Source organism: Bacillus atrophaeus (assembly GCF_039519175.1).
GTDB lineage: Bacteria > Bacillota > Bacilli > Bacillales > Bacillaceae > Bacillus > Bacillus atrophaeus.
Genome location: NZ_CP154443.1, coordinates 2,892,599 through 2,917,516 on the forward strand (window position 1 = coordinate 2,892,599; position 24,918 = coordinate 2,917,516).

Genomic DNA, 24,918 nt, shown 5'->3' on the forward strand with positions numbered 1-24,918 from the left:
GAGCACGTTTTAATTGAAGGGAAATGTGGTAATCAATGAGTAGGTAAACACACAATTTTCAGAATCATGTTACAGCTGATTATAAGATTCATACGATATAAGAAGTATCATTAGTGATTTGGGAAAATGGGATGCTTTTTAACACACAAATGATCTCTGGAAGGGGCGAAAGACAATGAGGCAAGTTGTGAAAGAAGGGTTTAAGGAAGAGAAAAACAACCGTGAAGCTGTCTGGAGACTAGAGGTTGATTATGAATTGGCAACCCTGTATGAGGCTCTGCAAAAAGGCAATGATGAACAAATTGATCTGACCAAACGCAAGCTTGAACGTCTCAGAAAAGAATGGATTCGTCTGAACGGTTAAAAGCTATAGTAAAAACGAACCGCTTGACTGGTTCGTTTTTACGTGAGAAGGCATTTTTTTCATATTTCTTGCTTTTTTACCGTTATTATCAGTATGCTAGAGAATAAAGAAAAAGGTATACATAGAAAAGAGGTACGGCGACATGACAAATTGGACGGAAATTGATGAAATTGCGAAAAAGTGGGTAAGAGAAGCGGGCAGCAGAATAAAACAATCCATGCATGAAAATTTGACAATAGAAACAAAATCAAATCCGAATGATTTAGTCACAAATATTGACAAGGAAACGGAAAAGTTTTTTATTGACCGCATTCAAGAAACGTTTCCCGGCCATCGCATACTCGGAGAAGAAGGACAAGGAGACGAACTCCATTCATTGGACGGAGTGGTCTGGATTATCGACCCGATTGATGGGACGATGAATTTTGTACACCAGCAGAGACATTTTGCAATATCAATCGGAATTTTTGAAAACGGAAAAGGCAAAATCGGTTTAATTTATGATGTGGTGCATGATGAACTGTATCACGCATTTAGCGGAAAGGGAGCTTATATGAATGAAACGAAGCTTGTTCCTTTACAGGAAACCTCCATTGAAGAAGCGATTCTTGCCATTAACGCTACATGGGTGACAGAGAATAGAAGAATCGATCCAAGCGTTTTAGCGCCGCTTGTGAAAAGAGTAAGAGGCACGCGTTCCTATGGCTCTGCCGCTTTAGAACTGGCTAATGTCGCAGCGGGGAGAATTGACGCTTACATTACAATGCGGCTCGCTCCCTGGGATTATGCAGCCGGCTGTATCCTGTTAAATGAAGTGGGGGGCTTATATACGACAATTGACGGCGAACCGTTCACCTTTTTAGAAAATCACAGTGTATTGGCCGGAAATCCTTCCATACATAGAACGATATTCGAAGAGTACCTGCATGCTGGAAAATAGATATTTTGAACAAGATGACCTGAGCTTGTTAGAAAAGCTTGCGGAAGCTCATCCTGCCTGGAAAGAGGAGGAGCTAGGAGAGAAGAAAGACGCAGCAAGCTATATGCTCTCCTATTCCATGTATAACGGGTCATGGCTTGTATGGGAAAAAGACGGTCTGCCTATTGCGGTCAGCTACCATCTTGAGTGGGCCCCTTCCAATGGAAAGCCGTGGCTTGGAACAGTGTTAGTTGACCCTGCTGAGGAAAAAAAGGGGTATGCCCGGACGATTATTGAACAGATCGGCCAAACGCTTAATGAAAAACATAAAGCGGTGTTTGCAGCGGTTCCGATCAATCGGAATGAATGGATACTGTTTTTGAACCAATGCGGCTTTGAACAGTTGAAACTAGAGAAAGATGAGAATGGCAAACAATTTATCATCTTGGTAAAGCCCTTGGCAGAAGCTGATGCTTAAATCGCTTTTTCCAGGATTTTGAGAAGTTGCCGTCACTCATACGGCAGCTTCTTTTCTTTAGGCTATGTTTATCATGTTAGACGTTTCGGGCTGTGAATATGCAAAAATAATAAACAGCCTCCCAATCCTTAGCGATAGATTGAGAGGCAAGTCTGTTACTAACTGAAATATTATTTTTTTATCGCATGGATATAATGAATTGTTTCGAATGCAGACAGATAATCCGTCCGATTAGTAAAGAAAAGGTCATTGATCGCAGCTGGTGATAAATGTTCATAAATGAGCAAACCTGATTTTTCTAACATGTTTTCGATTTCATAATAAGTGAAACAAGATTTCATTGGTTCTCCACTTGCCGAAGCCATTTTCACCATATTTTCAACTCTATTAGACATTCCTTTTTCTTTAAAGAGTGTTTCGTCTGCAAAATCAAAAACGATCGAGCTTCCTGATGGGACTTTGGTGAATAAATCTTTGATTAACCTTGAATTTTCTTCTTTCGTTAAATAATAAGAAACGCCCAATAGGCTAAAGAAAGTTTTTTTATTTTCAAACCCTTCATCTATTAGTTGCTGATAAGAAAACTTATTGGTGAAGTCCATCGGAACAAAATGAAGATTACCCGGGATTTTAAAATTGGCATCATCCAATTTTTTCTTTTTAAATTCCTGTGTAGCCGGATAATCAATTTCAAATATTTCTAAGCTGTTTTTCAATTCAGGACGCCGCAAACAAAAAGTATCTAATCCAGCTCCAAGTATGACGTACTGTTTTAACCCTAACATTACCTCATGAAGTATTACTTTTTCGCAATACGCAGCACGTGCTAAGGGCGTTGGAGAAAGCTGGACTTGGGTAATCCATTTTAAAATTTCATCTGGATCATCTTGAAATCTTTGAGCAAGATCTTTGTTGAAGAACTGTATTCCTTGAATCATATTCTCACTGATGTCTGAAAACTCTTTTTGAGAAATTAGATCTTTTGCAATAAAATCATCGAAAATTTTTGGTGTGTCATATTTACTGTGATATGCTCGACCAAAAGCTGAAATTAAGGAAGTTAAACTGGACTCATTTTCCTTCATACAATGACCCTCCCGCATAAACAAAAAAAGATTCCCCTGGCCAGGAGAATCTTATTATACAAATAAAAATTTTAATTTTCAATTATAGCACAAACAAATAATTTTGTCAATAAAAACTTATGTTTAAAAGTGTGAAATTAGCGCTTTTGCAATTTCAAGCGTATGGGCTTGGATAAAACCGAATTCGGCACCTTTTACTTTATACATCTTGATCTCCATGCATAATTATAATAGCCGGTACCTCGCGGTGCACATAGTCAGAGCTTGCTTTTGGGTTCTTCCAATAAGTTTTGATCCCGTAGAATGAAAGAGGGGGAATCAATTAATTTTTAAAAAACAAAGCCTGAGACATTTGCATCTCAGGCTTTGTTAAGAGTTTCAAAGGATTACAAACCTACAGCATTCCAGGCAGCTTCCACCTTAGCGGCGTCAGTTGAGCCGTAAAGGTCGCGCGCAGATTGAATCAAGGCAGCCTTCGCCTCTTTGAAAGTGGAAGAAGGCGTGAGGTACGTTGTTAACGCACGGTAATAAATCTGCTGTGATTTAGAGACGCCGAGTTTTGTAATGGTATTGTAAGCAGCTTTGTTTGGAATTCCGCTGTTAGTGTGCACACCGCCATAATCACCTTCATCCGTATTCGGCAGGTTTTGATAGTCGGCATAATTGTCAGGCTGGTCATATTTAGTTGGATTTGACAGACTGCGGAGAGCCGGCTGGCTGACCGTAATGTCTTCACCGATATCCCAGTCTTCTGTATCGTTAAAATAGCCAAATACGTCGGAGAAGGACTCGTTTAATGCCCCTGGCTGATTTTCATAGACAAGGTTTGCCGTTTCTTGTGTGACACCGTGTGTCATTTCATGCGCCGTCACATCCAATGAACCGGAAAGCGGGGAGAAGAATGATCCGTCGCCGTCACCATAAATCATTTGATCTCCTGTCCAGGCGGCATTATTATAACGGCTGCCGAAATGAACCGAAGAAACGATTTTGCTGCCTCTGTTATCATAACTGTTGCGTTTAAAATTAGAATAAAAATAATCATACACTTTACCCAAGTTATAGTGAGCATCAACGGCTGCCCGCTGTGATGAAGCTGTGAATTTATTTGTCGTGCTTGAGACAAGCGTTCCTGGAAGGCGGCTTTCTCTATTTTGCAAATCGTACGTGATAATTTGAGTGCCTGTTGGTTTTGAAAGGTCTCTTAATACATATTTGCCATTTTCTGAAGAGATATTAAGTGGCACCGTGGCTCCTTTTAAGGTTGTGCCTGTTCCTGTAGCAGCTACATGCTCTACTTTATTTTGCTGTTTTAATATTTTTCCTGTTTCAGCATCAACGATGACTTCCCAGTTTGCAGGTTCCGGTTCGATATAGCGAATCGTCACATCATAGGCGAGACGATAGCTGCCGTCCTCGGTTTTCACTGCTTTTAAATCTGCTTTGTTGCTGTTTCCGGCATTGCCGTTTGACACAGCATCTTGTGCTTTGCCTATTGCTTTGAAAGCCAGTGACAAAGCTTTCTCAGAGGACACTTTTTTACTATTCTCTGTTTTGGAAGCAGATTCATTGTGTAATTCTCCGTTAATCGCATAGACATTATCGGCTTTGTCGACGTGAATGATCACTTGTGAATCTTTAATAGGCACCCCATTAATGACGGGAGCATATCGAAAATGCTTGTACCCGAGGTTATCTGTCGTGCTTTCCACAAGCTTCAGCCTCTTGGAAGGATCACCTTTAAAAATGGCGCTGTTCTTTTTCAAAAACTGTTTTACAGCTGCGTCATTATTAGCAGCGAGCTCCGTTTGCGCTATTGCGTTTTTCGACAGGAAGTTCGTTTGATTCTCCTTAAGCTGATGACTTTCTGCAGCCTGAACTCCCGGAAGGCTGATTGACAAACTCATAAATGAAGCGGCGACAGCAACAGACAATTTCTTACCTAAACCCACAATAAATCCCCCTTTTTTGAAAAAACTGAAAAATCTTATATCATTATATTAAACGAGCATTCTAGGTTTCACAACAAAAATTAACATTACTAGACAAAATTGATATATTTGTCCTGTGTTTACTTTTGTTGAATAATATCGAAATAAGCCAAGTGTCATACGAGATGCGTTTTGATTGTAAGACATTTGTGTTTTCTCTTTTTTTCAATAAGCCGTTTGACGCTTTTTGTAAGTCTGTGCACATTCAGAGCATAAAAGAAAAGAGTTGTTTAGAGAGGGAGATTTTTTTGTTTTTATTGAAACTTTTTAATAAGTGGTGTGTCTAAACCGAATGAGGCCTTAATAAGATGTAAAGGATTGTTGGACATGTTGGAGTTATTCAGTCATTATATACTGCATTTTGAGCGGTATTTTATTTTAAGCAGGCAGAGCGTTTTGATTATTCAATGGTCAATCGTCGGGCTTGCTGCTTTATACGCTTTAAATGTAACAAAAGGTTTCGATTGAACACTTAAACCCGCCATCTGGAGACTGCTAAGGATTTAGCACAAGATACTTTTATCAAGGCATTTAACGGGCTTTCCCCTATCACATGTTTATTGATTGGTACCGGCGCGATGAGAAATATTTTGTGAGAGATTTGCTCCCTTTATATATAGAAGGTGACTGCGGCAAAGAAACGGAAACGTTTATAAAAGGGCATATAAGCAGCTGTGAAGAGTGCGGAGAATTATATGAATTAATGAAGGAGCCTATTGAACTCGAATCAGCGGAAAACGAGGAAGTTGTCTTATTAGAGACAGAGGAAAAGCGATTTCAGCAAAGATATTATGGCCTGCTTCTGATAAAAGCGGCCTGCTGGTTCGGTGCTGTTTTTATTGCGATGCTCATCATAAAGCTGCTGATATAATATAAAAAGCGCCCAGCCGATAAGGACCGGGCGCTTTTGATGGTTAAGCCTCAGGGTGGAGCGCGTTATAAATAGCCGCCAACTGCTCTTGAGAAAGAGAACTGAAGAGCTTTTCATAAATTTTCACTTGTGCAGGTGAGGCACCCGCTTCGATTGCTGCATCAATATCAAATGAATATTCACCATCTGCTTCAACAATGGATGCCTTAAGAATTTGAATTTTATGAGAGAAGGAAGTGAAAATCTTATCGACAATAAGGGCTTCTTTTTCCGTGAAACCAAGCTCCTGCGCTTTCTCAACATCGAATTTGTACTCACCATCTTCTACATAAATACTCTGTGATACGATCTCAATGAATTCGGATGATGTATCCCAAATTTTCGCGATAACTTGAGCTTCTTCCTCGGTCAGACCCAATTCGACTGCTTTTTCACTGTCAAAAAAGTATTTGCCGTCCTTTTCATATATAGACTGATTTAAGATATCGATAAATTTTTCAAGATCCTCTTGGTTTACAACAGTATGATTCGCAACCGGTGTGCTGGAATTGAATGGTTTTTCACTGGCGGAAGCGTCAGGTCCGAACGCAAGCAAAGTGGCTGAAGTAAGAGCGGCAGTCGTTAATACGGCTTTTTTTAAGAATGGTTTGTTCATTTTTTTCTCTCCCTTTTTGTGAATGTTTTGGTTACATTCACCATTATAGGAGGAGAATGGTGTAAGAAAAATGGGCTTTATGGTATTTTATGTCTTTTGCCGGCGAACTATTTGTTCTGTTAAAAAATAGGAATCTCAGCTGAATGAACTAACATCCTGAATTTATTTTGCGGCTTCCTGACTAGCTTTCGGGTGAGATAAGACTTAAAAAACACCGCTATAGAGAGCGGTGTTTTTTTCTTTCTTTGATTAATTTTTTCGCTGAACGGTAATGCTTTTAATCAAGCAGGCCTTGTTCGCGCATTTTTCTTTTTAAAGTGAATCCGCTTCCCATGACGGCACAGACAAGCAAGATGCTTCCAATGATGCCTAATGCACTTTTTTCGGCGATTGAGACGCCGATCAGCATAATGCTGAAAACTGCCGCGAATGCAAATAATAATAAAACCCATTTGATCTTTTTCATAATCCGCCATCCCCTTTTTACATCTTCATCATAAGTTTACAGAAAAACGTGACGCTTTTAAAGAGGATGTGTGATATAATATGAAAGTTATCTATTTATTTTAGGAGATGAAAATGTGAAACTTCGAACAGACCTTCGCAACATCGCGATTATTGCCCACGTTGACCATGGGAAAACGACATTGGTCGATCAGCTTTTGCATCAGGCTGGTACGTTCCGTGCCAACGAAAATATCGCCGAGCGCGCTATGGACTCAAATGATCTTGAACGCGAACGCGGTATTACAATATTAGCGAAAAATACTGCGATTAATTATAAAGATACACGCATTAATATTTTGGATACTCCGGGACACGCAGATTTCGGGGGAGAAGTAGAACGTATCATGAAAATGGTTGACGGCGTATTGCTTGTTGTTGATGCCTATGAAGGCTGTATGCCGCAGACTCGTTTCGTATTAAAGAAAGCACTGGAACAAAACCTTAACCCGGTTGTTGTTGTAAACAAAATCGACCGTGATTTTGCACGTCCAGAAGAAGTAATTGATGAAGTTCTTGACTTGTTTATCGAGCTTGACGCTTCTGAAGAACAGCTTGAATTCCCTGTTGTTTATGCTTCTGCGATTAACGGGACAGCCAGCCTGGACCCGAAACAGCAGGATGAAAACATGGAATCTTTATATGAAACGATTGTAAATCATGTTCCTGCTCCTGTTGATAATTCTGAAGAGCCGCTTCAATTCCAAGTTGCGCTTCTTGATTACAACGATTATGTCGGCCGTATCGGAATCGGACGTGTATTCCGCGGGACGATGAAAGTCGGACAGCAAGTTTCCTTAATGAAGCTTGACGGAACAGCAAAATCTTTCCGTGTAACAAAAATCTTAGGTTTCCAAGGCTTAAAGCGTGTGGAAATTGAAGAAGCAAAAGCCGGAGATCTTGTGGCTGTTTCAGGTATGGAGGATATTAACGTCGGTGAAACGGTGTGTCCTGTTGAGCATCAAGATCCGCTGCCGATCCTTCGCATTGATGAGCCTACTCTTCAAATGACATTTGTTGTGAATAACAGTCCCTTTGCAGGCCGAGAAGGAAAATACGTTACTTCACGTAAAATTGAAGAGCGCCTTCAAGCCCAGCTTCAGACAGATGTCAGCTTGCGCGTAGATCCGACTGCATCACCTGACGCTTGGGTGGTATCCGGACGCGGTGAGCTTCACTTGTCTATTTTAATTGAAAACATGCGCCGTGAAGGTTATGAGCTGCAAGTATCAAAACCTGAAGTTATCGTCAGAGATATCGACGGTGTCCGCTGTGAGCCTGTAGAACGGGTTCAAATTGATGTGCCTGAAGAGCATACCGGTTCTGTTATGGAATCAATGGGTGCAAGAAAAGGCGAAATGATTGATATGATCAATAACGGTAACGGGCAAGTCCGCCTGATCTTTACTGTGCCTTCCCGCGGCTTAATCGGATACTCAACTGAGTTCCTTTCATTAACGCGCGGCTTCGGTATTCTTAACCATACATTTGACAGCTACCAGCCGATGCAAAAAGGCCAAGTCGGCGGACGTCGTCAAGGTGTGCTTGTTTCAATGGAAAACGGAAAATCTACGGCGTACGGAATTCAAGGAATTGAAGACCGCGGTGTGATTTTTGTTGAGCCTGGTACAGAAGTATACGAAGGAATGATTGTCGGCGAACATAACCGTGACAACGACTTGGTTGTTAACGTAAGCAAAATGAAACAGCAGACAAACGTGCGTTCAGCTACTAAAGACCAGACAACAACCATTAAAAAAGCGCGTATCATGTCTCTTGAGGAATCTTTAGAGTACTTAAATGAAGATGAATATTGCGAAGTAACGCCAGAATCCATCCGTTTAAGAAAGAAAATCCTTAATAAAAACGAACGCGAAAAATCTGCTAAAAAGAAAAAAACAGCAGGATTGTCCTAATCCCTTGCAGAATTTGAAAAGGTAGTACCTGCACGTTATAGGGGAGGGAACCTTTTTGAATGAAGTGAGCGAACGCCTGTCGTTCTTCGCTGCTCTCTATAAAGTGGATGAGCAGCCGGGAACGGGCATGTGGCTGTTATACGGAACGATCTTTGTTTTGGCTGTTATCGTATTTAAACTCGGCTTTGCCAAGCGGCTTCCTATTTTAAAATCAGCCGTTGTCTACTTGTTTTTAGCGCTCGGCTGTACTGTATTAACCTTTTTGGGTGTGTTTTTGCCAGTCGCCGAGGGGTTGGTTGTGGCAGCGCTGATTTTAATCATATACAAAATCCGTTTGCATCAGTCGAAAAAAGAACAGTCGGCGGAATCGTAAATAAAAATGACTTAGCCAAGCGGCTAAGTCATTTTTTTCTGACAAGAATGATAATCGTAATAGGAAGCGCCTGAAATGAGCGCGCATTTTTTATGTGAAGACAATTAAGATCAATAGTAAAAAATCTGGCCTGAGGCTGATATGCGTTTTATAAGCGTAACATGCCTCATTTTTTCACTTTTTCTTTTTTAGGTTGTCCAGGGTGAAAAGAGAAGCGCCCGGTGTTCAACCGTTCTTCAGTCCTGATTTTTATCCGTTCATGACATACTTGGCACATATATGTATGAATCGGGCGGTTTCGAAGCCGTTTCGCCATCAGTGTTTCATCATCAATTTGTTCAATTTTGTCGCAAATAGAACATTGAACCCTCATTGAATATCACCTCTTTCACTCTGAAAAGCATTATACCATGGATTGCCGTTTTTCGAAAAAAAGAAAAAGCTTAAGCCGCTTGGCTTAAAGCTTAATCATTTTTGTTCTTTTTCATATGATTGTCTGATTGGTCGTTTTGTTCCTGATCCAGTTCTTTTTCCTGCTTTTGATTAAGTTGGTCATTATTATGTTCAGTCTGTGACTCTTTTTCGTTGTCTGTCACGTCGTTTGGCACTTCAGGGAGCACTCGGCCGACAATTGCAGCCAGTTCATCCAAAATGCCTGTGACCGGACGCCCGGCGGTGATTTCTCTGCCCATTTCCTGTAAACGGCTGACTGTGTCCGGGTCAGCGATGACAGCGGCATTGGCACCGTATGGGTCATTCTTTAAGGCTTGAGCGACAGAGTACTTGATGGTTTCAACTTTGCTTCTCTCCAAGGTGTCGTCCACATCAATGCCGACAACCGCATATCTTCCAAGAACGATGGCTGTAGCATCTTTTACTTCAGGCACTCTCTCTGTGACCTTGACAAGGTGCTTTGCAATGTCTGGCCGGGATGTATTGTCTGCCGTTTCCTGTGAAGTGTTTTTCACGTGAATCGGTTTTGAATTTTCTTGTCGCGCGGAATCATTTTGAAGATGCTGCTTAGAGCCTCCCTGTTGGTTGGCACATGCTGACAGCACAAGAACAGCTTGGATGATGATAAAAAGAATTCGCACTTGCAGGTTCCCTCCTTGAAATGCATTCAATAATTTTATTGTTGAATTAACCTTCTATCTTTATTCACAAAAACATATATTTTAGCAGGCACTTCACCATTTTTCATCTAAGAGAAGCAGGAAGGACTTTGACCCTTATATCGGGAGGCTGAGACTTGAGTAAAATTTATGTGTTAGATACGAACGTATTATTGCAGGATCCTAACGCCATTTTTTCTTTTGAAGAAAATGAAGTTGTCATCCCTGCTGTTGTTTTAGAAGAGGTTGACTCGAAAAAACGGTATATGGACGAAGTTGGGAGGAACGCGAGGCACGTATCTAAGCTGATAGACGGATTAAGGCTGAAGGGAAGACTGCATGAACAAGTGCCGCTCGACTGCGGAGGAACGCTCAGGATTGAGCTGAACCACCGCTCTTTCCATCAGCTTCAAGAAATATTTATTGAAAAAACAAATGACAATCGCATACTGGCGGTTGCTAAAAATTTAAGTCTCGAAGAAGAAACAAAGGAAGAGGGACGGCCTGTCATACTGGTCAGTAAGGACGTGCTGGTGAGAGTGAAAGCGGATGCGATCGGTCTCTTGGCTGAGGACTTTTTAAATGATCGGGTTGTGGACAATGATGACATGTATGCCGGCTATAAAGATTTGTATGTCAATAAAGAACTCTTCTCCTCTTTTTACGGGAAAAAAGAAATTAAGGCGAAGGATCTAAAGCACCACCGGTTTTATCCGAATCAGTTTGCGTTAATGAAGGATGAACTGGGCGGCTCTTCTTCGGCGATCGGCATAGCTGACAAAACCGGAACAATCGTTAAAAGGCTTGTGTTTGATGATGAGCACGTATGGGGAATCCGACCGAAAAATGTGCAGCAGACTATGGCTCTAGAGCTTTTGCTGCGCGAAGATATTCCGCTCGTCACTTTGACAGGAAAAGCGGGCACAGGCAAAACGCTTCTTGCTTTGGCGGCTGGGCTATTGCAGACCGAAGACTTAGGCATTTATAAAAAGCTCATTGTCGCAAGGCCAATCGTCCCGGTCGGGAAAGATATCGGCTATTTGCCGGGAGAAAAAGAGGAAAAGCTTAAGCCGTGGATGCAGCCTATTTTTGATAATTTGGAGTTTCTGTTCAACGCAAAGAAACCGGGAGAGCTGGAGGCCATTTTGGCCGGGATCGGTTCGATTCAAGTTGAGGCGTTGACATATATCAGGGGAAGGAGCATTCCGGATCAATTTATCATCATTGATGAGGCGCAAAACCTGACCAAGCATGAAGTGAAAACTTTGCTGACTAGGGTCGGGGAAGGCAGTAAAATCGTATTGATGGGTGACCCAGAACAAATAGATCACCCATATTTAGACAGTTTAAATAATGGTCTTGCATATGTGGTGGAACGGTTTAAAGAACAGCATATTTCCGGCAGTGTCAAGCTTCTAAAAGGAGAGCGGTCCGGACTCGCCCAGCTAGCTGCGGATCTGCTGTAGCTTATGCCTTAGATAATTTCTAATTCTTTTAGGCCGGTGATCGGCTGCTCACGATTTGAGTGATCGGCAAAATAAATGTGAACGGGACCGTCCTCTTGTAACGGTTTGCCGGTTTCACTAAAATGGACAATACTGTCCAGTGCCTTATCCAGCGGAACAGAAATTCTTTCCGTATTGGTGATAAATACACATTGGGCAGCAGATTCCAGTGGCTCGGCATTTTTCAGCACAGTGCCTAGTTTCATCGCAAAGCTGCCATTCATCAGTTTTTCTTTTTCGAACCGCTTTTCTGTTTTTAATGTCGGCGGGGCAATTTGCCCTTCCCTGATCAGACGCTCTGTATCGAGTGTTTCTTGCTCTTCCCCCGTTTGATAGCCGGTTGCGGATTCTTTATTCCAGCTGTCAAATGGGAACTTGCGGTCATCAAAAATCCAAACGCTTGGATCAATCGTAATCGGGTATGTAACATTGCCTTTTACTTGTATGATACTCATGCTTATGACCTCCTTCTCTCAAAAGTATAAAAGTTTTCGCATGAATTGTCACTTTACGTAACAAATTATGTGTAATGAACTGCTGAAGAGCGAGGGTGATTATATGGTATGCCGGCATAATGATGAGCTGGAAGCGTTGGTGCGAGAAGCGAAAAAAATGACAGGGCGGGGAAAAGTGGCTGATTATATTCCTGCATTGGCAGAGGCTGACGAGAATGACCTTTCTGTGGCGATATATTATACAGAAAATACATGTCTGTCAGCCGGTGATATAGAAAAAACATTTACTCTTCAAAGCATATCTAAAGTATTGTCGCTTGCGCTCGTGTTAATGGATTATGGTAAAGACAGGGTATTCAGCTATGTGGGGCAAGAACCGACCGGCGACCCGTTTAATTCTATTATAAAGCTGGAAACGGTGAATCCGAGCAAACCGTTAAATCCGATGATCAATGCAGGCGCACTAGTAGTTACAAGCTTAATCAAAGGAAAGTCTGCAAAAGACAGACTCGATTATTTACTTGCATTTATCAGAAGGCTTGCGAACAATGAGAAGATAACCTACTGCCAAAATGTGGCGGAGTCTGAATATAAAACATCTATGATTAATAGGGCAATGTGTTATTACATGAAACAATATGAGATCCTTCATGGTGATGTGGAATCTGTGATGGATTTATATACCAAACAATGCGCGATTGAGATGAACAGTCTTGATTTGGCCAAAATCGGATGTGTATTTGCTTTAAACGGAAAACATCCTGAAACGGGGGAGCAAGTCATTCCGAAAGATGTTGCTAGAATTTGCAAAACTTTCATGGTGACATGCGGCATGTATAATGCAAGCGGAGAATTTGCCATCAAGATCGGAGTTCCTGCGAAAAGCGGAGTATCAGGGGGCATCATGGGCATTTCGCCTTATGATTTCGGCATCGGCATTTTTGGTCCGGCTTTAGATGAAAAAGGCAACAGCATAGCGGGTGTGAAGCTTTTGGAATTAATGTCTGAGACATACAGGCTGAGTATTTTTTAATTTCGCTATTATCATGACATCTGCGTAAATCCTCTTGCAATTTCAGCTGATACCCTTTATGATAAATAGAAGAATTAGGTACTCGCCTGGGGAACGGAGGGATACTTTTGGCTTCAGAGATGATAGTTGACCATCGGCAGAAGGCACTAGATTTGCTGAAATTAGATGCTGAGAAGATTTTGAAGCTGATCCGAGTACAAATGGATAACTTAACGATGCCTCAATGTCCTCTTTATGAAGAGGTTTTGGATACTCAAATGTTCGGACTGTCGAGGGAGATCGATTTTGCTGTCCGCCTGGGATTAGTTGATGAAAAAGACGGAAAAGAGCTTTTAACCACATTGGAACGCGAATTGTCAGCTTTACATGACGCGTTTACAGGAAAATAAATGATAAAACTCAAACTCGATTAACGGTTTGGGTTTTTTTGTAACCGCGATTATAGGGGTTCATTCACTTCGTTAAGACGGACTTTTTTTGCACAGTTCATCCGAATCTTATAGAGAATCTTCGTGCTGATTCATAAATTGTAGTAAAATAAAAAAGGTACATATTCACTTATAGCCAAGGGAAGCAGGAAGCAGGGAAGAGGATGTTATGTTAAAAAGAATGTTAAAATCTTATGATTACTCATTGATATTCGCAATTATTTTACTATGCGGATTCGGTTTAGTGATGGTATACAGCGCCAGTATGATTACCGCTGTTTCGCGCTACGGGGTGAACAGTGATTTTTTCTTTAACAGGCAGGTGCTGTTTTTCATAGCGGGAAGTATTTTGTTTATTATCATGGCGTTATTCCCGTACAAGGCGCTCGCCAATCAGAAATTTCAAAAAATAATGCTGCTCACATCTTTAATCGCGTTGATTGCACTCTTTGGATTCGGACATGTAGCCGGTAATGCGCAAAGCTGGTTTAAAATTTTCGGGATCAGCATTCAGCCCGGTGAATTCGTAAAACTGACAGTCATTTTATACCTTGCGGCTGTTTACGCCAAAAAACAAAGCTACATCGACCAGTTATTAACCGGAGTGGCGCCGCCGGTGGTTGTCACAGTCATTATCTGCTCATTAATCGCCATTCAGCCCGATCTTGGTACAGCGATGATTATCGGGATGATTGCGCTGTGCATGATCCTATGCTCGGGATTCAGCGGAAAAACCCTATTAAAGCTTGTGGTTATGAGCGGAATCGTTTTGCTGCTCGTCAGTCCTCTCGTTTATTTTAATTTGGACAGCATTTTGACAGAAGGCAGATTAGCCCGTTTTGAAAGTTTTGAGAACCCGTTTAATTATGCGAATTCATCAGGACTTCAGGTTGTCAACTCATATTATGCGATCGGGTCGGGCGGGATTTTCGGTCTCGGGCTTGGGGAAAGCATTCAGAAGTATGGTTACCTGCCTGAATCGCATACCGACTTTATCATGGCCGTTATCGCTGAAGAACTAGGTGTTTTTGGAGTTTTATTTGTTATTTTTCTATTGAGCTTTATCGTTTTAAAAGGCTTTTATATTGCCCGCAAATGTGAAGATCCGTTTGGGAGCCTGCTTGCGATCGGGATATCCAGCATGATTGCCATTCAATCGTTCATTAACCTTGGCGGTGTCAGCGGGTTAATCCCGATTACGGGTGTGACGCTGCCGTTTGTCAGTTATGGAGGCTCTTCATTGCTCTTATTATTAGGCAGCACGGGGATTTTGGTCAATATCAGCATGTTTGTTGACTATTTCGAAAAAAAGAAAAAGAAAGAGGACTTGTCACCAAAGGGATTGAAAAAGAAACAGGTGAAAAAATCTGTTTATCTGTAAAAAACAAGTGTATACATGGGAAGGATATTCCTTTATTATAGATTATTAAATGGGACGAGGGGGAGAGAAATTTGTCACAACAACAGTTGATACAAAAGGTTTTAGTTGCCAACAGAGGGGAAATCGCTATTCGGATATTCCGGGCTTGTACAGAGCTGAATATCCGTACAGTTGCGGTTTACTCAAAAGAAGATTCAGGTTCTTATCATCGCTACAAAGCGGATGAAGCGTATCTGGTCGGTGAAGGTAAAAAGCCGATTGACGCTTATCTGGATATCGAGGGAATCATTGAAATTGCAAAGAGAAACCAGGTGGACGCCATTCATCCGGGATACGGTTTCTTATCAGAAAATATACAATTTGCGAAACGGTGTGAAGAGGAAGGGATCGTCTTTATCGGACCGACTTCAGAGCATTTAAATATGTTTGGTGACAAAGTGAAAGCCCGTGAGCAAGCGGAAAAAGCAGGAATCCCTGTTATACCGGGAAGCGACGGACCAGCAGAAACCCTCGAAGCTGTTGAGCAATTTGGACAAGCACATGGCTATCCGTTCATTATTAAAGCTTCACTTGGCGGCGGCGGACGCGGTATGAGGATTGTCAGAAGTGAAAATGAAGTCAAAGAAGCGTTTGAACGTGCGAAATCTGAAGCGAAAGCAGCCTTTGGAAATGATGAAGTTTATGTAGAGAAACTGATCGAAAACCCAAAACATATTGAAGTCCAGGTGATTGGGGATAAAAACGGCAATGTCGTTCATCTCTATGAAAGAGACTGCTCCGTTCAAAGACGCCATCAAAAAGTCATCGAGGTAGCACCAAGTGTGTCGCTATCAAATGAATTGAGAGATCAGATTTGCGAAGCTGCAGTGGCGCTCGCTAAAAATGTTCAATACATAAATGCAGGGACAGTAGAATTTCTGGTTGCTAATGACGAGTTTTTCTTCATTGAAGTAAACCCGCGTGTACAGGTCGAGCATACGATTACAGAAATGATTACAGGAGTCGATATTGTTCAAACGCAAATTCTAGTTGCACAAGGGTACGAACTGCACAGCCGTGAAGTAAACATTCCTGAGCAAAAGGATATTTTCACAATCGGTTTCGCCATCCAGTCTCGTGTCACAACGGAAGATCCGCTGAACGATTTTATGCCTGATACAGGGAAAATCATGGCTTACCGCTCAGGCGGCGGCTTCGGTGTCCGCCTCGATACCGGAAACAGTTTTCAGGGCGCAGTTATTACACCGTATTACGACTCTCTGCTCGTGAAGCTGTCTACATGGGCTTTAACATTTGAACAGGCATCAGCAAAAATGGTTCGAAACCTTCAAGAATTCCGGATTAGAGGAATTAAAACAAATATTCCGTTTCTTGAAAATGTGGCTAAGCATGAAAAATTCCTGACAGGCCAGTACGATACGTCCTTTATCGATACAACGCCTGAATTATTCGTATTCCCAAAACAGAAGGACCGCGGCACAAAAATGCTGACTTATATCGGCAACGTGACAGTTAATGGATTCCCGGGGATTGGAAAAACAGAAAAACCTGCCTTTGACAAGCCGCATACGGTTAAAGTGAATATTGATGTAGAGCCTAAAAAGGGCACAAAGCAAATTCTCGATGAAAGAGGGGCTGAAGGTCTGGCGAATTGGGTAAAAGAGCAAAAATCTGTTCTTTTAACGGATACAACATTCAGAGACGCCCATCAGTCACTATTAGCAACCAGAATCAGAACAAATGATTTGAAGAAAATCGCTAACCCTACGTCTGTGTTATGGCCTGAACTCTTCAGTATGGAGGTTTGGGGAGGCGCGACCTTTGATGTAGCGTACCGTTTCTTGAAAGAAGATCCTTGGAAGCGCCTTGAGGATTTACGCAAGGAAGTGCCGAATACGCTGTTCCAAATGCTGCTTCGTTCTTCAAATGCAGTCGGCTATACAAATTATCCCGACAATGTCATTCAGGAGTTTGTGAAACAGTCCGCCCATTCCGGCGTTGATGTGTTCCGGATTTTCGACAGTCTTAACTGGGTAAAAGGAATGACACTGGCAATTGATGCGGTGCGCAAAACGGGGAAAGTAGCAGAAGCGGCAATCTGTTATACCGGAGATATTCTTGATAAGAGCCGCTCTAAATATGATTTGGCTTACTATACATCTATGGCGAAGGAGCTTGAAGCAGCCGGAGCCCATATATTAGGCATTAAAGATATGGCCGGCCTGTTAAAGCCTCAGGCGGCATATGAATTAGTGTCTGCGTTAAAAGAAACAGTTGATATTCCGGTTCATCTTCATACGCATGATACAAGCGGCAACGGAATTTACATGTATGCGAAAGCAGCAGAAGCAGGCGCGGACATCGTTGACGTGGCAGTAAGCTCAATGGCGGGCTTAACATCTCAGCCGAGCGCAAGCGGATTTTATCATGCAATGGAAGGAAACGGCCGCCGCCCGAATATGAATGTACAGGGCGTTGAGTTGCTGTCGCAGTATTGGGAGTCAGTCCGTAAATACTACAATGAATTTGAAAGCGGAATGAACTCGCCGCATACAGAAATTTATGAGCATGAGATGCCGGGCGGACAATACAGCAACCTTCAGCAGCAGGCGAAGGGTGTAGGGCTCGGCGACCGCTGGAATGAAGTGAAAACGATGTACAGACGTGTAAATGACATGTTTGGCGACATTGTGAAGGTGACGCCATCCTCTAAGGTAGTCGGAGACATGGCCCTTTATATGGTGCAAAACAACCTGTCTGAAAATGACGTTTACGAAAAAGGCGAAACACTGGATTTTCCTGACTCTGTTGTGGAGCTGTTTAAAGGAAATATCGGCCAGCCGCACGGCGGATTTCCGGAAAAACTTCAAAAACTGATCTTAAAAGGCCAAGAGCCGATCACGGTCAGACCTGGTGAATTGCTTGAACCAGTATCCTTTGAAGCAATTAAACAGGAATTTAAAGAAAAACATGGGACGGAAATCACAGATCAGGAAGCAGTAGCTTATGCGCTCTACCCTAAAGTATTTACTGACTTTGTGAAAACGGCTGAAAGCTATGGCGATATTTCCGTATTAGACACGCCGACTTTCTTCTACGGCATGACACTCGGTGAAGAGATCGAAGTTGAAATTGAACGCGGAAAAACATTGATTGTGAAGCTCGTTTCGATTGGTGAGCCTCAGCCTGATGCCACGCGTGTCCTTTACTTCGAACTGAATGGCCAGCCGCGTGAGGTTGTCATAAAGGATGAAAGCATTAAATCTTCCGTTCAGGAGAAATTAAAGGCCGACCGGTCTAACCCAAATCACATTGCGGCATCTATGCCCGGCACTGTTATTAAGCTATTGACGGAAGCTGGAGCGAAGGTGGAAAAAGGTGATCATCTGATGATTAACGAAGCAATGAAAATGGAAACAACTGTACAGGCGCCTTTCTCAGGAACAATAACAAATGTATATGTGAAAAACGGAGATCCGATTCAAACAGGGGATCTTCTGCTTGAAATAGAAAAGGCTTGAGTGGCAAGAGTGTATATCTGATGATATACACTCTTGTTTTGATTTCCGGTAAAAGAAGTGTAAACAAGGGAGAGAAACTTAAAAAGAGTAATCATGTAGCTTCGCAGAGATTTCCGGCTTACATTCAATACTATTTTGACAGGATGATCTTCCGAATAGAATTTCATTAGGACAGTGCTTGAATGACGAAAGTTTTCCGGATGAAGGCAAACAAGACCCAGAGCCATTTCCCATAAAAAAAGGCCAGAGCTTTTTACCAGCTTTGGCCTTTTTTATAAATTAATTGTTCGATTGTTTTGATTCGTAGCGGAAGCGTGCAATTAATAATAAGAAATAACACAAAACGCCAAACAAGCACGCGATAAAGAATGAGTGGGCGAGTGCAAAGCCCAGCGCCATTTCGGAGTACACAATCATAATTCCTGAAAGCGCCTGTAATGTGACAAATGTCAGGCAGGCGATCCAGCCCCAAAAAATTTGTTTTTGCTCTCTATAAGAAGTGATGGCATGAACAGAGGCTACGATAATCCAGACAAACAGCAAAACGGCTGCCGCTCTGTGCCCCATTTGCACCCATTCTTGAAATTGAGTCGGGATGCCGTTATTCAGCCGGCTGCATAACGGGACATCCGGACATGCCAAGCTTGATTTCGTATGCCGGACGTAAGCGCCTGTATAGACGACAATATAGGAATAAATCAGAATGCCTATCATATGAAATTGCATTTTCTTACCGATCTGAAGCGGTTTTACGAGTTTTCTAGCCGATTTATCAGCTTCAAATATCAGTAATGTTAATAGTAAAACTGAAGCGAAAGAAATCAGAGAAATTCCAAAGTGAAGCGCCATAATGAGCGCGTTTGATCCGAAGACGACTGCCAATGCGCCGAGCAGCGCCTGTAGAAACAAAAAGATAATTGACATGATAGCGAGAAATGTTGTCTCACGGAAGATAGGCGTAATTTTTCTCCATGACCAAAACGCCAAGCTAAGCACTAATATAATTGATACACCGCTTGCAAGCCTGTGGCTCCATTCTATAATCGAAGCGGGATTTAATTCAGGAAAGAATCGTCCGTGACAAAGCGGCCATTGTCTTCCGCACCCTTGGCCTGATCCTGTTTTGGTGACGAGAGCGCCGCCAATCAGCACGATGAGCATCACAAATGTTGTTAATACGCTGAGAGCTTTTAGTAACTTATTCATCAAGTATCCACCTTCTTAACTAACTGCTGCAATTTTATATACGTTCCAAGTGTAAGCGAAGATGTGTTCCGTGGCAATTCCCAGACCCTTTTGTTCACAAAAATATAATAGAATCCGGACTTCTGGAAATTGTACCCTTGATTATTCATGCGGGGTTTGATAGAACTAAGGTAACGGCATTTTAAAATGGTGAACGCCTTCATCTTTGGTAAAATTCATAAAAAGTTCACAAATAAATTCCTGTTTCTCGTTTAATATTTAAGAGGATGTTTTTTTACAAGGAATAATCTTGTATGATAGAGTTGCAGGTTCATGAAGAATAACCTGCTTTTAGGTTTGAGTAAGGGAGGTTTACGTTATGGCTAATTCCAGAATTTTAAATGATACAGCTATAGACGGACAAATTGAAGAAACAACAGCGTGGAAAGATTTCCTTTCCCTTATCAAAATAGGGATTGTGAATTCGAATTTAATTACAACCTTTACCGGAATGTGGCTTGCTTTTCATTTTTCCGGTTTAAGCTTTTTAGGCAATTTAAATACCGTGCTTCTCACATTAATCGGGTCTTCTCTGATCATTGCGGGCTCTTGCGCCATCAATAACTATTATGACCGGGATATTGACCATTTAATGGAACGGACGAAGGTAAGGCCGACGGTTACCGGGAAAATCCAGCCGAATCAGGCTTTGTGGTCAGGGATATTGCTGGTTGCCTTAGGGTTAATCATGCTGCTGATGACAACAGTGATGGCTGCGGTTATCGGGTTTATCGGAGTATTTACTTACGTTGTCCTGTATACGATGTGGACGAAACGCCATTATACGATTAATACGGTTGTCGGAAGCGTATCCGGCGCTGTTCCGCCGTTAATCGGGTGGACGGCAGTTGAAGGAAACATCAGTGTACTGGCATGGGTATTATTCTTAATTATGTTTATTTGGCAAATTCCGCATTTCTTAGCTTTGGCAATTAAGAAAACCGAAGATTACAGGGCGGCGAATATACCGATGCTTCCGGTGGTTCACGGTTTTGAAGTCACAAAAAGACAAATTATTGTCTGGGTTGCCTGTCTGCTTCCTCTCCCGTTTTTCTTAGGGGGGCTCGGTCTGCCGATCGTGATCCTGGGGACCTTGTTAAACATCGGCTGGCTTGTTCTCGGCTTGATGGGTTTCCGGATGAAGAACATTATGAAGTGGGCGACGCTAATGTTCGTCTACTCGCTTAATTACTTAACGATATATTTTGTCGCAATGGTCGTCTTTACCCTATTCTAAAAATAATAGGCAGAGCCTTAATCTGCCGCTTCATAATACGAAATGACAACTACGTAAACGCCGCCTTGACCTTTTGCTTGATCAGGCGGCTTTACTTTTATACATAGATGGTATTTTGAGTAAAAAAACTCATATTTTAAGAAATGAGGAAATGTAAGTGCTTTATTCGGAGGGAGTCTGATTTGGCTGAAGAAAGAATCCTGCCTTGGATTTCCGCCTTGGTATTGATCAAAAAAGGGGTTGGGTGAAATGTTAAAGCATTGGCGTCTTATTTCATTATTAGCCTTAGTGCCGCTTGTCTTAAGCGGCTGTGGAAAACCGTTTTTGTCCACACTCAAGCCTGCCGGCGAGGTGGCTGATAAACAGTATTACCTGACAGTGCTTAGTACACTCATTATGGTCATTGTCGTCGTAGTGGTGTCGATCATTTTCTTTTATGTCATTGTGAGGTTCAGAAGAGCGCGGGTGGGAGAGAACACCATACCGAAACAAGTGGAAGGCAATCGCTTTTTAGAAATCACGTGGACCGTGATTCCGATTGTGCTGCTGATTGTTCTAGTCATCCCTGTCGTATTATATACGCTGGAGCTTGCGGATACATCACCGATGGATAAGAAAAACCGCAAAGCGGAGGATGCTCTCGTTGTGAATGTCAGAGCCAATTTATACTGGTGGGAATTTGAATACCCTGATTACGATATCGTGACGAGTCAGGAACTGATTGTACCGACCGACCAGCGCGTGTATTTTAACTTGAAAGCTTCAGATGTAAAACATTCTTTTTGGATTCCTTCGGTAGGGGGAAAGATTGATACAAATACGGATAACGAGAATAAATTCTTTTTGACCTTCGATTCAAAACGGAGTAAAGAAGCGGGAGAATACTTTTTCGGAAAGTGCGCTGAACTTTGCGGACCTTCTCACGCGCTGATGGATTTTAAAGTGAAGCCGCTGTCAGCCGATGACTTTCAGGATTGGACGAAGGAAATGAAAAACTATAAACACACATCCGAGAACGAACTGGCGACTCAGGGAGAAGAGCTGTTTGAGCAAAAGAATTGCCTGAGCTGCCATGCGGTAGAACCGAATGACAAACGTGCGGAAGCGGCAAGAACTGCGCCGAATTTGGCCAGCTTCGGGGAAAGATCAAAAGTCGCAGGCGTTAAAGATGCAAATAAAGAGAATGTGAAGGCGTGGCTGAAAGATCCAGAAAGCATCAAGCCGGGCAATAAAATGACAGGAACATATCCGGAACTGTCTGATGCTGAAATGGACGCGCTTTATGAATACTTAAAGGGATTAAAAGCAGGAAGCAAGTAAGGGAAGAAAGGGAGATATTGGGGGAGGTCACACATGTTGAATGCGCTTACAGAAAAGCGGACGCGCGGATCTTTGCTTTGGGATTATTTAACGACAGTCGACCATAAAAAAATTGCGATTCTTTATTTAGCGGCCGGGGGGTTTTTCTTTCTTGTCGGCGGGCTTGAAGCAATGTTTATCAGAATCCAGCTCGCTAAGCCGGGTAATGATTTTGTCAGTGCGGGATTATACAATGAAATCATGACGATGCACGGCACCACCATGATTTTCCTAGCAGCGATGCCGCTCTTGTTTGGTTTTATGAATGCGGTAGTACCACTGCAGATCGGAGCGCGTGATGTTTCGTTTCCGTTTTTGAACGCGCTTGGTTTTTGGCTCTTCTTTTTCGGAGGAGTATTCCTTAATCTCAGCTGGTTTTTGGGAGGGGCTCCTGATGCGGGATGGACGTCGTATGCGTCACTTTCTCTTCATTCAAAAGGGCATGGAATTGATTTCTTCGTTCTGGGTCTGCAAATATCAGGGCTCGGAACCTTGATAGCCGGGATCAACTTTTTAGCAACGATCATAAACATGAGGGCCCCGGGTTTGACGTACATGAGAATGCCTCTGTTTACATGGACGACATTTGTTGCGTCAGCACTGATTTTATTCGCTTTTCCGCCGTTGACAGTCGGTTTGGCTTTTATGATGCTTGACCGTTTGTTCGGAACCAACTTCTTTAATCCGGAGCTTGGCGGAAACACGATTATTTGGGAGCATTTATTCTGGATATTCGGACACCCGGAAGTATATATATTGATTTTGCCTGCTTTCGGCATTTTCTCAGAAATTATTCCGGTCTTTGCCAGGAAGCGATTATTTGGATATTCCTCAATGGTGTTCGCCATCGTGTTAATCGGTTTTCTGGGCTTTATGGTCTGGGTGCACCATATGTTTACAACAGGGCTTGGACCGATAGCAAACGCGATTTTTGCGGTCGCGACAATGGCCATTGCGATACCGACGGGAATAAAGATTTTCAACTGGCTGCTGACCATTTGGGGAGGAAACGTGAAATACACGACTCCAATGCTGTACGCGGTGTCGTTTATTCCGTCCTTTGTTCTAGGCGGTGTGACGGGTGTCATGCTGGCGGCAGCGGCGGCAGACTACCAGTTCCATGATACGTATTTCGTTGTTGCTCACTTCCATTATGTCATTATCGGCGGTGTTGTATTCGGCATCTTGGCCGGTGTGCATTTCTGGTGGCCGAAAATGTTCGGCAAGGTGCTGCATGAAACGATGGGCAAAATTTCATTTGTTTTATTTTTTATCGGTTTTCACCTTACTTTCTTTATTCAGCATTTCCTCGGGTTAATGGGAATGCCGCGGCGTGTTTTCACCTTTTTGCCCGGCCAGGGGCTTGAGGCCGGAAACTTGATCAGTACGATCGGTGCGTTTTTCATGGCTGCTGCTGTCGTTATCTTGCTTATCAACGTGATTTGGACATCAGTTAAAGGCGAATATGTCGGCAATGATCCTTGGCATGACGGACGGACACTTGAATGGGCTGTCTCTTCACCGCCGCCGGAATATAATTTTAAGCAGCTTCCGTTTGTCAGAGGTCTTGATCCGCTTTGGATCGAAAAGCAGGCCGGAAACAAGTCGATGACACCGGCTGAACCGGTAAACGATATTCACATGCCGAACGGGTCGATTCTTCCGTTCATTATATCTTTCGGTCTTTTTGTCGCAGCGTTCGGGCTGTTATACAGATCAGATCACGCTTGGGGACTGCCTGTGATCTTTGTGGGCCTTGGCATCACCTTCTTTACCATGCTGCTTCGCTCAGTAATTGATGATCACGGCTATCATATTCATAAAGAGGATTTAGCCAATGATGATAAAGGAGTGAAGACATGATGCAAACAGAGGAACAATTGACTGCGGAAACCTTCCCCGCTTCTCCAGAAAAAGCAACACTGGAAGGGAAAAATAAATTTTTGGGCTTTTGGCTTTTCCTTGGCGGAGAGACTGTGCTGTTCGCATCTCTCTTTGCGACATTTCTTGCTCTCAGAAATTCGAATGCCAGTGATCCGCCGACATCAGAGATGTTTGATTTGTCACTTGTTTTTATTGCGACGATGCTATTATTAACGAGCAGTTTAACGAGTGTATATGCGATGTATCATATGAAAAACTTCGCGTTTGGGAAAATGCAGCTGTGGCTCTTATTAACACTCTTATTAGGGGCTGGTTTCTTAGGCGTCGAGATTTATGAATTCAAACATTACACGCATGAGTTTGGATTTACGATTACAAGCTCGGCACTCGGCTCATCATTTTATACACTCGTCGGCACACACGGCGCTCACGTAGCGTTTGGGCTGCTGTGGATCAGCGCGCTTATGATCCGCAATGCAAAACGAGGCCTCAGCCTGTATAACGCGCCTAAATTTTATGTCGCAAGCCTGTATTGGCATTTTATTGATGTCGTATGGGTATTTATCTTTACCGTTGTATATTTAATGGGGATGGTGGGATAA

General features: G+C 42.6%; 23 protein-coding genes and 2 pseudogenes. 17 read left to right on the forward strand and 8 right to left on the reverse strand.

What is annotated here, in order from left to right; all coding sequences use genetic code 11:
• Window positions 1-175: 175 nt before the first annotated feature.
• From AAHT65_RS14750 to AAHT65_RS14760, 3 genes are all read left to right on the forward strand, one after another.
• The gene (locus AAHT65_RS14750) at window positions 176-364 is read left to right on the forward strand and encodes a hypothetical protein (RefSeq protein WP_003329123.1); all 189 of its coding nucleotides are present in this window, start codon (window positions 176-178) and stop codon (window positions 362-364) included.
• Window positions 365-506: 142 nt separating this feature from the next.
• Window positions 507-1,304 (forward strand): inositol-1-monophosphatase, encoded by a 798-nt coding sequence (suhB, locus tag AAHT65_RS14755; RefSeq protein WP_010788494.1) that lies wholly within the window; start codon window positions 507-509, stop codon window positions 1,302-1,304.
• 25 nt (window positions 1,305-1,329) lie between these two features.
• The gene (locus tag AAHT65_RS14760; protein WP_088118472.1) at window positions 1,330-1,761 is read left to right on the forward strand and encodes a GNAT family N-acetyltransferase; all 432 of its coding nucleotides are present in this window, start codon (window positions 1,330-1,332) and stop codon (window positions 1,759-1,761) included.
• 170 nt (window positions 1,762-1,931) lie between these two features.
• Here the strand turns inward: AAHT65_RS14760 and AAHT65_RS14765 are convergent, their stop codons facing one another.
• Both AAHT65_RS14765 and AAHT65_RS14770 read right to left on the reverse strand, forming a co-directional pair.
• Window positions 1,932-2,846, reverse strand: a complete 915-nt coding sequence (locus AAHT65_RS14765) for a class I SAM-dependent methyltransferase (protein ID WP_212064538.1) — start codon at window positions 2,844-2,846, stop codon at window positions 1,932-1,934.
• 386 nt (window positions 2,847-3,232) lie between these two features.
• Complete coding sequence (locus AAHT65_RS14770; RefSeq protein ID WP_094231968.1) at window positions 3,233-4,798, reverse strand: M4 family metallopeptidase; 1,566 nt, start codon at window positions 4,796-4,798, stop codon at window positions 3,233-3,235.
• Window positions 4,799-5,155: 357 nt separating this feature from the next.
• Here AAHT65_RS14770 and AAHT65_RS14775 point away from each other — a divergent pair.
• From AAHT65_RS14775 to AAHT65_RS14785, 3 genes and pseudogenes are all read left to right on the forward strand, one after another.
• Window positions 5,156-5,281, forward strand: a pseudogene (locus AAHT65_RS14775) (hypothetical protein); the annotation flags it as partial.
• A 32-nt stretch (window positions 5,282-5,313) separates the two neighbouring features.
• Window positions 5,314-5,426, forward strand: a pseudogene (locus tag AAHT65_RS14780) (RNA polymerase subunit sigma-70); the annotation flags it as partial.
• 3 nt (window positions 5,427-5,429) lie between these two features.
• Window positions 5,430-5,708, forward strand: coding sequence for a zf-HC2 domain-containing protein (locus tag AAHT65_RS14785; protein ID WP_189328148.1), 279 nt, complete (start codon window positions 5,430-5,432; stop codon window positions 5,706-5,708).
• Window positions 5,709-5,751: 43 nt separating this feature from the next.
• Here AAHT65_RS14785 and AAHT65_RS14790 read toward each other — a convergent pair whose 3' ends face one another.
• A complete protein-coding gene (locus AAHT65_RS14790) occupies window positions 5,752-6,363 on the reverse strand; it encodes a hypothetical protein (protein ID WP_212064539.1) in 612 nt (203 codons plus the stop codon).
• Between the two features lie 277 nt (window positions 6,364-6,640).
• Entirely contained in the window at window positions 6,641-6,829 is a 189-nt protein-coding gene (locus tag AAHT65_RS14795; RefSeq protein ID WP_003329112.1) for a YlaF family protein, read from the reverse strand.
• Window positions 6,830-6,944: 115 nt separating this feature from the next.
• On the opposite strand from AAHT65_RS14795, the gene typA reads away from it, so the two are divergent.
• Window positions 6,945-8,783, forward strand: coding sequence for a translational GTPase TypA (gene typA / locus AAHT65_RS14800; protein ID WP_088117104.1), 1,839 nt, complete (start codon window positions 6,945-6,947; stop codon window positions 8,781-8,783).
• Between the two features lie 55 nt (window positions 8,784-8,838).
• Complete coding sequence (locus AAHT65_RS14805; protein WP_003329109.1) at window positions 8,839-9,156, forward strand: YlaH-like family protein; 318 nt, start codon at window positions 8,839-8,841, stop codon at window positions 9,154-9,156.
• Window positions 9,157-9,322: 166 nt separating this feature from the next.
• Here AAHT65_RS14805 and AAHT65_RS14810 read toward each other — a convergent pair whose 3' ends face one another.
• A complete protein-coding gene (locus AAHT65_RS14810; protein ID WP_003329108.1) occupies window positions 9,323-9,529 on the reverse strand; it encodes a YlaI family protein in 207 nt (68 codons plus the stop codon).
• Window positions 9,530-9,620: 91 nt separating this feature from the next.
• Entirely contained in the window at window positions 9,621-10,250 is a 630-nt protein-coding gene (locus tag AAHT65_RS14815) for a YhcN/YlaJ family sporulation lipoprotein (RefSeq protein WP_003329107.1), read from the reverse strand.
• Between the two features lie 155 nt (window positions 10,251-10,405).
• On the opposite strand from AAHT65_RS14815, the gene AAHT65_RS14820 reads away from it, so the two are divergent.
• Window positions 10,406-11,734: a PhoH family protein gene (locus tag AAHT65_RS14820; protein ID WP_088117105.1), complete on the forward strand. Its 1,329-nt coding sequence runs from the start codon at window positions 10,406-10,408 to the stop codon at window positions 11,732-11,734.
• A gap of 8 nt (window positions 11,735-11,742) precedes the next feature.
• Here AAHT65_RS14820 and AAHT65_RS14825 read toward each other — a convergent pair whose 3' ends face one another.
• Window positions 11,743-12,228, reverse strand: coding sequence for a hypothetical protein (locus AAHT65_RS14825; protein WP_010788503.1), 486 nt, complete (start codon window positions 12,226-12,228; stop codon window positions 11,743-11,745).
• A gap of 103 nt (window positions 12,229-12,331) precedes the next feature.
• On the opposite strand from AAHT65_RS14825, the gene glsA reads away from it, so the two are divergent.
• The 4 genes from glsA (at window position 12,332) to pyc (ending at window position 18,591) form a co-directional block, all read left to right on the forward strand.
• Entirely contained in the window at window positions 12,332-13,261 is a 930-nt protein-coding gene (gene glsA, locus AAHT65_RS14830) for a glutaminase A (protein ID WP_003329104.1), read from the forward strand.
• A gap of 107 nt (window positions 13,262-13,368) precedes the next feature.
• Window positions 13,369-13,650, forward strand: coding sequence for a YlaN family protein (locus AAHT65_RS14835; protein WP_003329103.1), 282 nt, complete (start codon window positions 13,369-13,371; stop codon window positions 13,648-13,650).
• A 208-nt stretch (window positions 13,651-13,858) separates the two neighbouring features.
• The gene (locus AAHT65_RS14840) at window positions 13,859-15,070 is read left to right on the forward strand and encodes an FtsW/RodA/SpoVE family cell cycle protein (protein ID WP_061571476.1); all 1,212 of its coding nucleotides are present in this window, start codon (window positions 13,859-13,861) and stop codon (window positions 15,068-15,070) included.
• Between the two features lie 71 nt (window positions 15,071-15,141).
• A complete protein-coding gene (pyc, locus tag AAHT65_RS14845; RefSeq protein ID WP_088117106.1) occupies window positions 15,142-18,591 on the forward strand; it encodes a pyruvate carboxylase in 3,450 nt (1,149 codons plus the stop codon).
• Window positions 18,592-18,870: 279 nt separating this feature from the next.
• Here the strand turns inward: pyc and ctaA are convergent, their stop codons facing one another.
• Window positions 18,871-19,797, reverse strand: coding sequence for a heme A synthase CtaA (gene ctaA / locus AAHT65_RS14850; RefSeq protein WP_013390501.1), 927 nt, complete (start codon window positions 19,795-19,797; stop codon window positions 18,871-18,873).
• Between the two features lie 358 nt (window positions 19,798-20,155).
• On the opposite strand from ctaA, the gene cyoE reads away from it, so the two are divergent.
• The 4 genes from cyoE to ctaE all read left to right on the forward strand — a co-directional run bounded on the left by cyoE (window position 20,156) and on the right by ctaE (window position 24,918).
• A complete protein-coding gene (cyoE, locus tag AAHT65_RS14855) occupies window positions 20,156-21,073 on the forward strand; it encodes a heme o synthase (protein WP_003329098.1) in 918 nt (305 codons plus the stop codon).
• 249 nt (window positions 21,074-21,322) lie between these two features.
• Entirely contained in the window at window positions 21,323-22,393 is a 1,071-nt protein-coding gene (coxB, locus tag AAHT65_RS14860) for a cytochrome c oxidase subunit II (protein WP_035175112.1), read from the forward strand.
• A 33-nt stretch (window positions 22,394-22,426) separates the two neighbouring features.
• Window positions 22,427-24,295: a cytochrome c oxidase subunit I gene (ctaD, locus tag AAHT65_RS14865; protein ID WP_010788510.1), complete on the forward strand. Its 1,869-nt coding sequence runs from the start codon at window positions 22,427-22,429 to the stop codon at window positions 24,293-24,295.
• Window positions 24,295-24,918, forward strand: a complete 624-nt coding sequence (gene ctaE / locus AAHT65_RS14870) for a cytochrome c oxidase subunit III (protein WP_003329095.1) — start codon at window positions 24,295-24,297, stop codon at window positions 24,916-24,918. Before ctaD ends, ctaE begins: the two co-directional genes overlap by 1 nt.